Origin of the sequence: Blattabacterium cuenoti, assembly GCF_014252115.1 — a bacterium.
GTDB lineage: Bacteria > Bacteroidota > Bacteroidia > Flavobacteriales > Blattabacteriaceae > Blattabacterium > Blattabacterium cuenoti_AK.
Map to the genome: position 1 here is coordinate 344281 of NZ_CP059211.1, position 16091 is coordinate 360371.

Genomic DNA, 16091 nt, shown 5'->3' on the forward strand with positions numbered 1-16091 from the left:
TTAGAAACGAACGGATTTTAATTTTAAACCACAAGTTTCATCCAAATCAAACATAAGATTCATATTTTGTATGGCTTGACCAGAAGCACCTTTTATGAGGTTATCTATTATGCTTATAACAATCAGTTGATTTTCCTCTTTAAGAAGATGTAAAATACATTTATTGGTATTAATCACTTGTTTGATATCAATATTAATATCAGAAATTTTTACAAACGGATGATTTTTATAATATTCTTTATATATCTCTTGATTCTTTTCCAAAGAAAAAAAAGAATGAGTATATAAAGTTGTTATAATTCCCCTAGAAAAATTTCCTCTATAAGGTACAAAATAAATTTTAGAATAAAAATTTTTTTGTACCTTATGAATAGTTTGTTCAATCTCCTGCAAATGTTGATGTTGAAAAATTTTATAAACAGATATATTATTATTTCTCAAACTAAAATGATTAGTATCACTCAATTTTCTTCCAGATCCTGTAGAACCCGTTATTGCACTAATATGAATGTCTTTTTTCAATAATTGATTTTTAATTAATGGTAAAATACCTAAAAGAATCGCCGTCGCAAAACATCCGGGATTGGCTATATTATTAGATTTTTTTATTTTTTCTTTTTGAAGTTCTGGTAATCCATATATAAAATTTCTATTATTAAAAACGGATTTTATCTCCATTCTGAAATCTTGACTCAAATCAATCACTTTTATATTTTCTGATATATTATTCAATTCTTTTTTAGATTGGTCATGTCCAGAACAAAGAAATACAACATCTATTTTCTTGTTTAAATCACAAGAAAACTTTTTGTTTTTCATTTCTCCTAATAAATCTTGATGAACCAAATGAATTAACTTTCCTGGATGACTTTTACTAACTATATTTTGAATATCAATTTTTGGATGATGAATCATCAATCTAATTAATTCTCCAGCAGTATACCCAGTTCCTCCTATAATACCTATTTTAATCATTCTCTTTTTTATCTTTTTTATTTAAATTGTGATATATTTTCATTTGATTACTTAAAATTTTCGTGAACCCCTTCACATCTTCTGCTGTCCAAGCATAATTCATTTCTCCATATTGAGCCATATTAGAATTAGAAGATGTCATTAAATCAAATTTCGATTTGATTCCTACTAAATGGAATCTATAAGGATACAGAATTATATCTACAGTTCCGGTCAATCTTTCTTGTGTACTCTTTAGAAATTTTTCTATATCCCGCATAACGGGATCTAAGTATTGAGCTTCATGAAGTAACATACCATACCAATTGGATAATTGGTCCTTCCAATAAAGTTGCCATTTCGTAAGAATATGTTTTTCTAATAAATGATGAGCTTTGATAATAATAATTGCAGCTGAAGCTTCGAATGCAACTCTTCCTTTTATTCCCAAAATAGTATCTCCTATATGAATCCCTCTTCCTATAGCAAATTTTGAAGCAATTTTTTCAATTTTTATTATATTTTTGATAGCTTTTCCTTTTTCTTTATTCACACTTACTAATTCCCCCTTTTCAAATTCTAATTTTAAGTTTTCACTTTTTTTACTACTTAATTTTGTTGGATAAGCTTCTTCTGGAAAATCGTGATAAGAAGTAAGAGTTTCCTTTCCTCCTATACTAGTCCCCCAAATTCCTTTATTTATGGAATATTTAGCCTGATCCCAAGAAATAGAAACTCCTTTTTCTTTCAAATATTCAATTTCTTCTTTTCTAGATACTTTTCTATCTCTTATAGGAGATAAAGTTATTTTTTCTGGGCAAAGAATTTGAAAAGCTATATCAAATCTAATTTGATCATTCCCTGCTCCTGTACTTCCATGAGCAATTGCTTTTGCTTGAATAAAAGTAGCATATTGCGCAATCTTAATAGCCTGAAAAATTCTTTCGGAACTTGCTGAAAGTGGATAAGTATTATTTTTAAGAATATTTCCGAATATAAGATACTTTATACAATTATGATAGTATTCTTCTATAGCGTCAATAGTTTTGTGAGATTTAGATCCGATATTTAAAGCTCTTTCTTCAATTTTATCTAATTCATTTTTTTTAAAACCTCCTGTATTAATAATAACTGTATGAACTTCATATTTTTCTTGTATTAAATATTTTAAACAATAAGAGGTATCTAAACCACCACTATAAGCCAAAACAATTTTATCTCCAGTAGATAATAAATAATTTCTATCTTTTTTATAATCCTTATCTGTATTAGGATTGTATAAAAGACCTGTACATAAACACATTTTTCTATTATTTCTGGTTAATATATCAAAGTTTGCACAACTTGTACATCCTTTCCAAAACTTTTCTGAATGAGTCAATTCGCTAAATGAAACAGGTTTAAACCCTAATTCTGTATTTATTTTAATAACTGGATTGCTTGTTGTAATACTAAAAATTTTAGAATTTGGAAATTTTTTTCTAGAAAGGTTAAAAATTTCAATTTTAATAAATTTTGCCAATCCTTGCTTTCTAAATTCAGGGAAAACAATTAAACCAGAATTAACGACAAATTCTTCATTTTGAAAAGTTTCAAGATAACCAAATCCTGCCAATTTTTCGTCAAAAAAAGCAATGACCGAATTTCCATGAACCATTTTTAATTTAATATATTCTGGATCTTTTTTTGAAATTCCAGTTCCCCTAATTTCTGCCGATTCCTTAATCTTTTTACAAATTAAAGAAGCATATTTCGTATCCTCTTCATGAGATACTCTTACTTTTATTTTCATTTTTGTTTACAAAAAAACTCACTAAACTAAAAAAATGTGTTTTATTATTGTTATCTGTTGGTAATAAATAGTATGTATGAATAATACTTCATATATTTTACTTTATGACCAAGTACAAATTTAATAAAGTCTTTTTAATTTAAATCTTTATACATTTTTATTGAAAAGATTGATAAGTTTTAGTTTAAACTAAAATCTAATCCTTTTATTTTTTCTAATTTTTTTAATAAACTTGAATTAATATTAATTTCATATTTAACAGATTCAAAATTTAAAGAAAACTGACTCAGTTTATCATAAAGAACTATATTCAATTTTTTGTTTCCCATTTTTTTTTGAAGAAAAAGTTCTTCTATGTTGTTAATCAATTCACTATTTAAACTGTTTATATTAATTTTGATTATCAGTTTATGTACCAGTTTTTTGAAAACGTCTTGTAATTTTTCTATATGTAAGATCTTGATTTTGTATTTTTTATTAATAGAAAAACATAAATATAATGGATTGTTATGAATCATAATAGGTTCATATTTTAAATATTGTTTTCCATAAATTATGAATTCTTGAGAAGAAGAGTAATCTTCTAATGAAAAAATTCCATATTTTGTTCCATTTCTTATATATATTTTTTTTTCTATTTTTGATAAAATCCCACATGTATGTATTTCTTTTCCTACGAGGAAAGATTCTTTCTTTTTTAATTGTTCTAAAGATAGATTTGTGAAATACTTCATTTCATAATAAAAATCATCTAAAGGATGTGCAGAAATATAAATACCTAACACTTCTTTTTCTTTAAATAATTTAAATGTTTTATTCCACAAATTACATTTACTAATAATAGGTTTATCTATTTTTTTTTTTGTTTTTTGTAATTTGGATCCAAACCTAATAATTTTCTCTAGAGTACTTAATTTGTCATCAAATCCAATATGAAAATATTGTTCTCTTTCAAGATTAAAACTATCTAAAGATCCGGATAATATTAAACTTTCTAAAGTTTTTTTATTCACTACACGTAAGTCTATTCTTTTAACAAGATTAAAAATAGAGGTATAGGGTCCGTTTTTTTTTCTTTCTTGAAGAATGATTCTTACAGCATTTTTCCCAATCCCTTTTATTCCCGCAAGACCAAATCTAATCCGATCAGAATCAATTACTTTAAAAAAAGAATCACTTTCGTTTATATCTGGACTAATTACAGATAAATTCATTTTTTTACATTCTTCTATAAAAAAAGTAAGTTGTTTAATGTTATGCATATTATTGCTTAATACAGACCCCATATATTCACATGGAAAATGTGCTTTTAAATAAGCAGTTTGAAAAGCTATATATGCATAACATGTAGCATGGGATTTATTAAAAGCATAACAAGAAAAATATTCCCAATCTTTCCATATTTTTTCTAATATATTTTTAGGATAACCTTTCTTTATAGCTTGGTTAAGAAATACATTTTTCATTTTATTGAGACTTTCTTTTTGTTTCTTTCCCATAGCTATTCTAAGAATATCCGCTTCTCCTTTGCTAAAATCAGCTATTTTTTGGGCTATTAACATGACTTGTTCTTGATAAATTGTTATTCCATAAGTTTCTTTTAAAAACTCCTCCATTTCTGGTAAATCATAGGTTATAGCTTCTTTACCATGTTTTCTGGATATAAAATTAGGAATGTACTGTAAAGGACCTGGTCTATATAATGCTGTCATTGCAATTAAATCATCAAATTTATCAGGTTTTATCTGACGTAAATATTTCTGCATTCCTGTAGATTCATATTGAAAAATAGCGACAGTTTCTCCTTTTTGAAAAAGATGATAAGTTTTTTCATCTTTTAAAGAAAAAGAAAATGAGTGATTTTTCATATCAATATTTTCACGTCTTTTTTTGATAATATTTATGGTATCTTTAATAATAGTAAGAGTTTTTAATCCTAAAAAATCCATTTTTAATAAACCAGCATGTTCCACTACATGATTATCAAATTGTGTAAGTAATAAATCTGATTCTTTGGATATAGATACGGGAATATATTCTTGAATATCATTTGGACTTATTATAATACCGCAAGCATGTACTCCTGTACTTCTGATAGTTCCTTCTAAAATTTTTGCTTGCTGTAAAACTTTTCCTTCTAATAAATCTTTACTTTTAGCAATATTTCTCAATTTTTGTATATTATTCATCTCTTCTTTACTTATTCCTGATACATTTTTTTTATTAGATAAGATTGTTTTTAATGAAAGCATATTAGGAATCATTTTTGCGATACGATCAGTTTCTTTTAGAGATAAACCTAAAACACGTCCAGTATCTCTTATAGATGATTTAGCCCCCATTGTTGCATATGTTATAATTTGTGCTACTTGATGTTTACCATATTTTTGAACAACCCATTCAATAATTTTTTCACGTCCTTTATCGTCAAAATCAATATCAATATCTGGTAAAGAAATTCTGTCTGGATTCAAAAATCGTTCAAAAAGAAGATGATATTTTATTGGATCTATATTGGTAATTCCTATACAATAAGCAATAATAGATCCTGCAACAGATCCTCTTCCAGGTCCTACTGAAATATTCATTTTTCTAGCTTGAGAAATGAAATTGTGAACAATGAGAAAATAACCAGGATAGCCAATTTTTTCTATTGTTTTTAATTCAAAAAAAATTCTTTCTTCAATTTTTTTGGTAATATTTTTATAACGTTTTTTGGCTCCATCAAAAGTTATTTTTTTTAAATAACGATTTTCTCCTCTATTTCCTCCATCTGTTTTATCTATAGGATCTTCAAAAGACTTTGGAATTTGAAATTTTGGAAGTAATATTTTATTTGAAAGATGATAAGATTCAATTTTACTAACTAATTCCTCTAAAAAATCAAAAGATTCTGGAATATCAAAGAATATCTCCTTCATTTCTTCTGTACTTTTAAAATAAAATTCATGGTTTGGGAACCCAAATCTATAACCTCTTCCTTTTCCTATAGGAGTTAATTGTTTTTCTGCATTTTTTATACAAAGTAAAATATCATGAGCATTTGCTTCTTTTTTATCCAGATAGAAAGTATTATTTTGTATGATATATTTTACATGATATTTTTTTGAGAATTTTAGTAAAATATCATTAACATAATCTTCTTCTTCTAAACCATGACGTAATAGTTCTATATAAAAATCATCTCCAAAAAGATCTTTCCACCATAAAAAAATTTTTTCTGCTTTTCTTTCTCCATAATTTAAAATGGTGTATGGAATTTCTGCATTTAAGTCTCCAGTAAGAGCAATTAAATTTTCTTTATATTTTTCGATTAACTTTTTTCCAATTCTGGGAATACCAGCATAAAAACCTTTTGTAAAACCTAATGAACAAAGTTTAGATAAATTATGATAACCCTTCTTATTTTTAGATAAAAATACTTGTTGGTATCGTTTGTCCGGTTCTTCTTTAGTAAATTTTTTTTGTGAATAATTATCTGATATAAACACTTCGCATCCTACAATTCCTTTAATTGATTTTTCTGGATAATATTTTTTATTTGTAGAATGAATAGCATTTAAAAAATGAAAAGATCCCATCATGTTTCCATAATCTGTTATACCTACAGCCGACATATTAAAATGTATAGCTCTTTCTATTAAAGATTGAATGTTCATAGTTGAATAAAGAATAGAAAAATAGGTGTGATTATGAATATGAGAATATTTTTTTTTTTTCAATTTATCCTTTAAAATTGCATCATTATTTTTGATAAATATTTTTTTTTCTTTTCTTGAAGAAAGAAAAGGAATATGATTATCTTTTTCTTTAAAAAAAACCATAGAAGAAGAGATTTTCTTTGTATTTTTTTTTCTAAAGTTTAATATTACATCTTCTTTTACCCCTATATCTTGATGTGATATTACTCCTATGCGTAATAATTCTAAAAAAGAACGTGCTGTAGCTTTTACATCATTTGATGCGTTATGTAAATTTGTAATTTTTTCTCCAAAAAGTTTTTGATATAATTCAGATAATGTAGGCCATTTTAATCTTTTTCCAATTCCTGATAATTTGCAATAAGAAGTAGAAATTACTTTTGTATCTAACAACTTTTTCTTTAGGAAAGAAACTGAGATTTTTTTTCTAAAAAACTCACATTTGATAACTTTTATATCAAAATCTAAATTATGACCAATTAAACATTGAGATTTATCAAGAGATTTTTTAAATTCATTTAGAACAAAACTTAAATCCACTCCATACTTATCCGCTTTTTCATTAGTTATTCCATGAATCTTAAAAGCATTAAAAGGAATATCATAATGATCAGGTTTTATAATGAAACTTTTAAATTCTGTATAATCGCCTATTATATCATGATTTTGCCATGAAATTTGTACGATTCTTGGCCAATCTTCTACATTAGTAATTGGAAGATTATAAGATACAGGCAATCCTGTTGTTTCGGTGTCAACAATGAGATACATTTTATATTTCAATTATAATAGAAAAAGTTAATGAAAAATTATTAGTTTTGTATTACCTGTTTTTTTATGCAAATAAAAAAATAAATAAACAAAAAAAATATTAAAATTACTGTATTCTAGTTTTTCTATCCATCCATGTTATGTATTTTTGAATAGAAAAAAAGTAAAAAAATAATAAAAATTATGTCTAATCAAGCTGAAGAAATAAAAAAAAAATCATCCATTTCATATGAAATAAAAAATGAAGAACTGAACGATCAGGAAAATATAAAAGTAAGTTTCGATTGGACGGAATACGAAACTCATTTAAATAATGAGATACAAGAAGAAAGAAAAAAATTTGAAGAAATATATACAAAAACTTTACCAGATGTTCAAGAATTAGAAATATATCAAGGAATTGTTACACATGTTTCGAACAAAACTATTATTGTAGATATTGGATTCAAAGCTGAAGGAGCTATTCCTATTAGTGAATTTAGAGAAAATACTGATATTCAGGTGGGTAGTGAAATAGAAGTGATGGTAGTAAAAATTGATTACAAAGGACAATGTATTCTTTCGTATCAAAAAGCAAAAATGTTAAGAAATTGGCAACGTATTAATGAAGCATATGAGAAATCAGAGGTAATATTAGGTTATGTTGCAGCTAGAACAAAAGGAGGATTAATTATTGAAATATTTGATATAGAATGTTTTTTACCTGGATCACATATCAATGTAAAACCTGTTCGGGATTATGATACTTATGTTGGGAAAACTATGGAACTAAAAGTAGTTAAAATTAATCAAAAAACGAAAAATGTTGTTGTTTCTCATAAAGTATTAATAGAAAGAGATATTGAAGAACAAAGAAAAGAAATGATATCAAAGTTGGATAAAGGTCAAGTATTGGAAGGGAAAATAAAAAATATTCTTCCTTATGGAGCTTTTGTAGATTTAGGGGGTGTAGATGCTCTGTTACATATTACTGATATGAGTTGGCCTCACATTAATCATCCTACAGAAGTGGTTCAATTAGAACAGGAATTAAAATTTGTTGTATTAGGTGTAGATAAGGATAAAAATCGTGTACAATTGGGGTTAAAACAATTACAACCTCATCCTTGGAATTCTTTAGATAAAAATCTAAAAGTAGGAAGTAAAGTAAAAGGTAAAGTAAGTGTTTTAGCCGATTATGGAGCATTTATTGAAATCATTCCAGGTGTAGAAGCATTATTACATATCAGTGAAATGTCTTGGTCTACGGATTTATCTTCTACTCAAGACTTTGTGCAAATAGGAGATGAGTTAGAAACTATTATATTAACTATAAATCGTCAGGAAAGAAAAATGTCTTTAAGCGTAAAACAATTAACTCCAGACCCTTGGATTAATGTGCAAGCGAAGTATCCTATAGGTTCAAGACATACTGGGATTGTAAAAAAATTTACAAACTTTGGAGTTTTTATAGAATTGGAAAAAGGAATTATTGGAGTAATTTATACTAATGATCTTTCATGGGTTAAAAAAATAAAACATGTTTCTGAATTCTGCAGTATAAACGATGAATTAGAAGTCATTGTACTTGCTTTAGATACTCAAGCAAGAAGATTAAATTTAGGACATAAACAATTAACAGAAAATCCATGGGAAAAATATGAAAAAATTTATTATGTTGGAAGCATCCATAACGGAGTTATATCAAACTTATTTGATAAAGGAGCTTCTGTAAAGTTTATAGAAGATCAAAAAATAGAAGCCTTTGTTCCATTACGTTTCTTAGAAAAAAAAGATGGTTCAATTCTTAAAAAAGGAGAAAAAGCTAGTTTTAAAATCATTGAATTTAATAAAGAATCTAAAAAAATTGTGATTTCTCATACGTCTACTTATCGTGATAAGGTTCAAAAAAAAGAACAACGTGTGAGAAATAGAAAATTTGAGAGATCAACTCTCGGTGATATAGAGGGATTAGTTAAATTGAAAGAACAAATAGAAAAAGAAAAAAATAAATAGTTCTAAAATAATGGAAACACACCCTATTGCAGAAAAAGAAGGATGGAAGGTAGATAAAGATTTTCCCATTTGGGCTAATAATGAATTATATTTAACTACAATTAAAGGTGGATATTTGTTGAATGGAGAAACTCCTTTTGAAGCATATCAAAGATTAGCAAAAAACGCAGCAAGAATTTTAAAAAAACCAAAAATAGAAAGTGAATTTTTTAATATTTTTTGGAAAGGATGGTTTATACCCTCTACTCCAGTTATGGTAAATTTTGGAACGGAAAAAGGTTTACCCATCAGTTGTTTTTCTGGAAGAATTGGAGATAGTATGTACGAAATATACAGAAAAAATTTAGAGATGGCTATACTTAGTAAACATGGTGGAGGAACATCTTATGATTTTAGTTTGGTTAGACCTGTAGGTAGTTTTATAAAAAACGGAACATTAGGAATTTCTGATGGAATTATTCCTTTTATTAAATCATATGATAGTGCTATAGTTGCTAGTAAACAAGGTAGAACACGTAGAGGTGCTGTGGCTATTTATTTAAACATAGAACATAAAGAATATCCAGAATTTTTAAAAATTAGAGAACCTAAGGGGGATATTAATCGTCAATGTCATAATGTTCATCAAGGTGTAATAATTTCTAATTCTTTTATGGAAAAAGTACTAGAAAAAAATGGAAAGGAACGATCTTTGTGGATTGATACTCTTAAAGAACGTGTTCAAACTGGGGAGCCATATCTTTTTTTTAAAGAAAATGCTAATAGAAATCTTCCAGAAAATTGGAAAAAACATGGTTTGAAAATACATCACAGCAATCTTTGCTCAGAAATTATGTTACCAACAAATGAAAATCACACTTTAGTATGTTGTCTCTCTTCTTTGAATTTATATAAATATATAGAATGGAAAAATACAAATACTGTTTTTTATGCCATTTTATTCCTTGATTCCGTAATGCAAGAATTTATTGATAAAGGAAAAAATATACGAGGGATAGAAGATGCTGTTCGTTTTGCAGAAAAAAGTAGAGCTTTAGGTTTAGGTACTTTAGGATGGCATTCATACTTACAATCCAACATGATTCCTTTCATATCTATTCAATCCGAAATGTTAACACATAGTATATTTAAGTATATACAGTTAGAATCTCAAAAAGCTACTAAGTATTTAGCTAAAGAATATGGGGAATCTGAATGGAATATAGGAACAGGAAGAAGAAATTTAACTTTAATGGCTATGGCACCTAATAGAAGTTCTGCTAAATTAGCTGGTGGTCTTTCTCAAGGTATAGAACCTCTAGCTGCAAATATATATGTGGATGATGATTCGAAAGGAATGCACATTCGTAAAAATCCTTATTTAGAAAAAATACTCATAAAAAATGGATATAACACTCCAGAAGTTTGGGAACAAATAGCTAATGAAAGAGGATCTTGTCTTGGATTAACTACTCTCAGTGAAGAACAAAAAAACGTTTTTAGGTGTTTTAAAGAAATTAATCAATTAGAATTGATTAAACAAGCCAGTATACGACAAAAATACATTGATCAAGGACAAAGTATAAATCTTTCTTTTCATCAAGATGCTCCAGCAAAATATATAAATAAAGTACATATTGACGCTTGGAAAATAGGATTAAAAAGTCTTTATTACTATAGAAGCGAAAGTATTATTCGTGCAGATACAAAAAATAGAGATTTGTATTCGGAAAGTTTGCTATAAAAAAAAAGGGCAGCGACTTACTCTCCCAGAATAAACCAGTACCATCAGCGCTAATGTGTTTCACTTCTCTGTTCGGTATGGGGAAGAGGTGGGTCCACATTGCTATAACCACCCAAAAAAAATGCTATTAAAAAAGACATAGCATAATATACAACGTCACGAAAAATTTAAAGCCTACGGGTAATTAGTACTACTCAGCTATGATATTACTATCTTTACACTTGTAGCCTATCAACGTTGTCATCTTCAACGACCCTTAAAAAAAGAAGCCTAATCTTGTGGAAAGCTTCGCACTTATATGCTTTCAGTGCTTATCTCTTCCGAACATAGCTACTCAGCGATGCACCTGGCGACACAACTGATACACCAGAGGTTCGTCCAATTCGGTCCTCTCGTACTAGAATCAGGGCCACTCAAGCTTCTAACGCTCGCAATAGATAGAGACCGAACTGTCTCACGACGTTCTGAACCCAGCTCGCGTGCCACTTTAATGGGCGAACAGCCCAACCCTTGGGACCTTCTTCAGCCCCAGGATGTGACGAGCCGACATCGAGGTGCCGAACCTCCCCGTCGATGTGAGCTCTTGGGGGAGACTAGCCTGTTATCCCCGGAGTACCTTTTATCCTTTGAGCGATGGCCCTTCCATACGGAACCACCGGATCACTATGCCCTACTTTCGTACCTGATCGACTTGTAAGTCTCACAGTCAAGCACCCTTATGCCATTACACTCTACACACGATTACCAAACGTGTTGAGGGTACCTTTGGGAGCCTCCGTTACCTTTTTGGAGGCGACCACCCCAGTCAAACTACCCACCACGCAATGTTCTTAATTTTTAAATTAAGTTAGATTTCGACTAAAAAAAGGGTGGTATTTCAAGGACAACTCCACATTGCCTGACGACAACGCTTCAAAGTTTCCCACCTATCCTACACATTTTTTAATCAAAACCAATACGAAGCTATAGTAAAGGTTCACAGGGTCTTTTCGTCCCATTGCGAGTAATCGGCATCTTCACCGATATTACAATTTCACCGAGCTCACGGCTGAGACAGTTTCCAGATCGTTACACCATTCGTGCAGGTCGGAACTTACCCGACAAGGAATTTCGCTACCTTAGGACCGTTATAGTTACGGCCGCCGTTTACTGGGGCTTCAGTTAAAAGCTTTGCCGAAGCTTACCTTTTTCTTTAACCTTCCAGTACTGGGCAGGTGTCAGACCCTATACGTCATTTTTCAATTTAGCAGAGTCCTATGTTTTTGATAAACAGTCGCCTGGATCTCTTCGCTGCGGCCTTTAAAAAAGGCTACCTTTCTCCCGAAGTTACAGGTTCATTTTGCCTAGTTCCTTAGCCGTGAATCACTCGAGCACCTTAGGATTCTCTCCTCAACTACCTGTGTCGGTTTAGGTACGGTTTGCTTTTATCTGAAAGCTTAGAGGTTTTTCTTGGAAGCTCTTACCTGTACTATCCACTCTCCCGAAGGATTATGGTACTATCATAGATCAGCAAAATATACGGTTTTTCCAATATATTTTATACCTAACTATTTCAACGTACACATCCGTTCGTACGCGACAGTTTCATTACTCCGTCTCCCCATCGCAATAAAAGCAAGTACCGGAATATTAACCGGTTTTCCATCAATTACACCTTTCGATTTCATCTTAGGAACCGACTAACCCTCAGCTGATTAACATAGCTAAGGAAACCTTAGTTTTTCGGTGTGCGGGTTTCTCACCCGCATTATCGTTACTTATACCTACATTTTCTTTTGTAATAACTCCATTATACCTTACAATATAACTTCTATGCTATTACAATGCTCCCCTACCGATTGATTTAATTAATCAATCCCATAGTTTCGGTGATATATTTATGCCCGATTATTATCCATGCTTAGTCACTCGACTAGTGAGCTGTTACGCACTCTTTAAATGAATAGCTGCTTCCAAGCTAACATCCTAGCTGTTTTAGTAACTAAACTTCGTTTGTTCAACTTAATATATACTTGGGGACCTTAACTGATGATCTGGGTTGTTTCCCTTTTGGACATGGACCTTAGCACCCATGCCCTCACTACCGTGAAACATAATAACAGCATTCGGAGTTTGTCAGGAATTAGTAGGTGGTGAAACCCCTTCATCCAATCAGTAGCTCTACCTCTGTATTATTTAACACGATGCTGCACCTAAATGCATTTCGGGGAGTACGAGCTATCTCCGAGTTTGATTGGCCTTTCACCCCTATCCACAAGTCATCCGAAGACTTTTCAACGTCAACCGGTTCGGTCCTTCACTATGTGTTACCACAGCTTCAACCTGCTCATGGATAGATCACTCGGTTTCGCGTCTAATTCTTCCGACTATATTACGCCCTATTCAGACTTGCTTTCGCTACGGCTCCATAGCTGAACTATTTAACCTTGCCGAAAAAATTAACTCGTAGGTTCATTATGCAAAAGGCACGCCGTCACTTTAAAAAAAGCTCCGACAGTTTGTAAGCGTATGGTTTCAGGATCTATTTCACCCTTCTATTCGAAGTACTTTTCACCTTTCCCTCACGGTACTAGTTCACTATCGGTCTCTGAGTAGTATTTAGCCTTACCGAATGGTCCCGGTAAATTCAGACAGGATTTCCCGTGTCCCGTCCTAATCAGGTTACTATTTATATTATTCTTCCATTTTATATACAGGATTATCACCTTCTATGATTGATTTTTCCAAATCATTCTACTATAAAAGAATAATTTTATTTATAGACCTATAACCCCACTATAGCCTAGACTATAATGGTTTAGGCTTTTCCGCTTTCGCTCGCCACTACTAACAGAATCACTATTGTTTTCTTTTCCTCTAGATACTTAGATGTTTCAGTTCTCTAGGTTCGCTTTACTTAATAAAAAGTAATATCATATTATTAATATGATAGGTTTCCCCATTCGGAAATCTGCGGATTAATTCGTATATGCCAATCCCCGCAGCTTATCGCAGCTTATCACGTCCTTCTTCGCCTCTCAGAGCCAAGGCATCCACCATACGCCCTTGATTAGCTTTTTCATTGCTCATTAATTGTATATTATGTATGTCAAAGAACTTTCAAATCAAAAAAAATGGAGAATATCGGAGTCGAACCGATGACCTCCTGCGTGCAAAGCAGGCGCTCTAGCCATCTGAGCTAATTCCCCCCCCCACTTAAAAAAAATCAATAGTCTCGCGCGGAATTGAACCGCGGACCTCTACATTATCAGTGTAGCGCTCTAACCATCTGAGCTACGAGACTGATTTTATTTATCCTTAATTATCTTATTAATTTAAAATTAGTATATTCTTAATATTTTTTGATCATAATTAAAGAAAGAAAGCTTCTAGCCTAATTTACATAACATATAGGACTTCTAATCTGTTAAGTTAAAAACTCTAAAAAAGAGATATTCCAGCCGCACCTTCCGGTACGGCTACCTTGTTACGACTTAGCCCCAGTTATCAATTTTACCTTAAGCAGCTCCTTTTATGGTCACCGATTTCAGGTACCCCCGACTTCCATGGCTTGACGGGCGGTGTGTACAAGGCCCGGGAACGTATTCACCGCATCATGGCTGATATGCGATTACTAGCGATTCCAACTTCATAGAGTCGAGTTGCAGACTCCAATCCGAACTGAGATCGGCTTTTAGAGATTAGCTTCTGATCACTCAGTTGCAACCCTTTGTACCGACCATTGTAGCACGTGTGTAGCCCAAGGTATAAGAGCCGTGATGATTTGACGTCATCCCCACCTTCCTCTCGACTTACGTCGGCAGTCTTGTTAGAGTCCCCGACATTATTCGCTGGCAACTAACAATGAGGGTTGCGCTCGTTGAGGGACTTAACCCAACACCTCACGGCACGAGCTGACGACAACCATGCAGCATCTTGTACTCCGTCCGAAGACTAAACTATTTCTAGCTTATTCGTAGTACATTTAAACCTTGGTAAGGTTCCTCGCGTATCATCGAATTAAACCACATGCTCCACCGCTTGTGCGGGCCCCCGTCAATTCCTTTGAGTTTCAGTCTTGCGACCGTACTCCCCAGGTGGATCACTTATCACTTTCGCTTAGTCACTGAAATGAATCCAACAACTAGTGATCATCGTTTACGGCGTGGACTACCAGGGTATCTAATCCTGTTTGCTCCCCACGCTTTCGTGCCTCAGCGTCAGTATAGACTTAGTAACCTGCTTTCGCGATCGGTGTTCTGTGTGATATCTATGCATTTCACCGCTACACCACACATTCCAGCTACTCCAGTCTCACTCAAGTCTACCAGTATCAATAGCAATTTTAACAGTTAAGCTGTAATATTTCACTACTGACTTAATAAACCGCCTACGCACCCTTTAAACCCAATAAATCCGGATAACGCTCGTGTCCTCCGTATTACCGCGGCTGCTGGCACGGAGTTTGCCGACACTTATTCGTATAGTACATTCACAATTCTTATCACGTAAGAATTTTTATTCCTAAACAAAAGCAGTTTACAACCCGTAAGGCATTCTTCCTGCACGCGGCGTGGCTGGTTCAGAGTTTCCTCCATTGACCAATATTCCTCACTGCTGCCTCCCGTAGGAGTCTGGTCCGTGTCTCAGTACCAGTGTGGGGGATCACCCTCTCAGGCCCCCTACCGATCATCGTCTTGGTAAGCCTTTACCTTACCAACTAACTAATCGGACGCACGCCCATCTCTTGCCGTATTTCTACTTTAATAATAAAATCATGCGATTTTACTATGCTATAGAATATTAATCCGAGTTTCCTCAGGCTATTTTCTAGCAAAAGGCAGGTTACGTACGTGTTACGCACCCGTACGCCGGTCGCCATCAAAATCTAAAATATTAGATTTCATGCTGCCCCACGACTTGCATGTGTTAAGCCCGCCGCTAGCGTTCATCCTGAGCCAGGATCAAACTCTCCGTTGTATAAAAAAAAATTAGTATCAAATACACGTAAAACTTTGATTAGAAAATCCTTAAATATTATTAAGTATTATCAGGCTTAGAAGCTTTCTTTCATTTAAAATGCAAAGAACAATAAATACTATATAAGATGAGTATACAAGTATACATTTTTTTCCCTAAAAAAAAAATAATAATGACAAGAATAAATGTATATATT

Annotated in this window: 5 protein-coding genes, 2 tRNA genes and 3 rRNA genes; 2 read left to right on the forward strand and 8 right to left on the reverse strand. The window is 31.7% G+C overall.

The window, feature by feature from the left end; all coding sequences use genetic code 11:
* The 3 genes from argC to dnaE all read right to left on the reverse strand — a co-directional run bounded on the left by argC (position 1) and on the right by dnaE (position 7218).
* A complete protein-coding gene (gene argC / locus H0H44_RS01630; protein WP_185871411.1) occupies positions 1–975 on the reverse strand; it encodes an N-acetyl-gamma-glutamyl-phosphate reductase in 975 nt (324 codons plus the stop codon).
* A complete protein-coding gene (locus tag H0H44_RS01635) occupies positions 968–2746 on the reverse strand; it encodes an argininosuccinate synthase domain-containing protein (protein ID WP_185871412.1) in 1779 nt (592 codons plus the stop codon). The genes argC and H0H44_RS01635 overlap by 8 nt, the downstream gene beginning before the upstream one ends.
* A 179-nt stretch (positions 2747–2925) precedes the next feature.
* Positions 2926–7218 (reverse strand): DNA polymerase III subunit alpha, encoded by a 4293-nt coding sequence (dnaE, locus tag H0H44_RS01640; protein WP_185871413.1) that lies wholly within the window; start codon positions 7216–7218, stop codon positions 2926–2928.
* A 183-nt stretch (positions 7219–7401) separates the two neighbouring features.
* On the opposite strand from dnaE, the gene rpsA reads away from it, so the two are divergent.
* Together rpsA and H0H44_RS01650 are read left to right on the forward strand one after the other, a co-directional pair.
* The gene (rpsA, locus tag H0H44_RS01645) at positions 7402–9213 is read left to right on the forward strand and encodes a 30S ribosomal protein S1 (RefSeq protein ID WP_185871414.1); all 1812 of its coding nucleotides are present in this window, start codon (positions 7402–7404) and stop codon (positions 9211–9213) included.
* A gap of 10 nt (positions 9214–9223) precedes the next feature.
* The gene (locus H0H44_RS01650) at positions 9224–10936 is read left to right on the forward strand and encodes a ribonucleoside-diphosphate reductase subunit alpha (protein ID WP_185871415.1); all 1713 of its coding nucleotides are present in this window, start codon (positions 9224–9226) and stop codon (positions 10934–10936) included.
* Positions 10937–10940: 4 nt separating this feature from the next.
* Here H0H44_RS01650 and rrf read toward each other — a convergent pair.
* The 5 genes from rrf to H0H44_RS01675 form a co-directional block, all read right to left on the reverse strand.
* Positions 10941–11052 (reverse strand): 5S ribosomal RNA (rrf, locus tag H0H44_RS01655).
* Between the two features lie 48 nt (positions 11053–11100).
* A 23S ribosomal RNA gene (locus H0H44_RS01660) occupies positions 11101–13996 on the reverse strand.
* Between the two features lie 54 nt (positions 13997–14050).
* A tRNA-Ala gene (locus tag H0H44_RS01665) sits at positions 14051–14124 on the reverse strand.
* Between the two features lie 21 nt (positions 14125–14145).
* Positions 14146–14219, reverse strand: a tRNA-Ile gene (locus H0H44_RS01670).
* Positions 14220–14360: 141 nt separating this feature from the next.
* Positions 14361–15895: ribosomal RNA gene (locus H0H44_RS01675) — 16S ribosomal RNA — on the reverse strand.
* The 16S, 23S and 5S rRNA genes sit together here with 2 tRNA genes alongside, the layout of an rRNA operon.
* Positions 15896–16091 lie beyond the last annotated feature (196 nt).

Coding starts and splice junctions, on each gene's coding strand:
- dnaE (WP_185871413.1), bottom strand. CDS start 7,218: ATGTATCTCATTGTTGACACCGAAACAACAGGATTGCCTGTATCTTAT.
- H0H44_RS01650 (WP_185871415.1), top strand. CDS start 9,224: ATGGAAACACACCCTATTGCAGAAAAAGAAGGATGGAAGGTAGATAAA.
- argC (WP_185871411.1), bottom strand. CDS start 975: ATGATTAAAATAGGTATTATAGGAGGAACTGGGTATACTGCTGGAGAA.
- H0H44_RS01635 (WP_185871412.1), bottom strand. CDS start 2,746: ATGAAAATAAAAGTAAGAGTATCTCATGAAGAGGATACGAAATATGCT.
- rpsA (WP_185871414.1), top strand. CDS start 7,402: ATGTCTAATCAAGCTGAAGAAATAAAAAAAAAATCATCCATTTCATAT.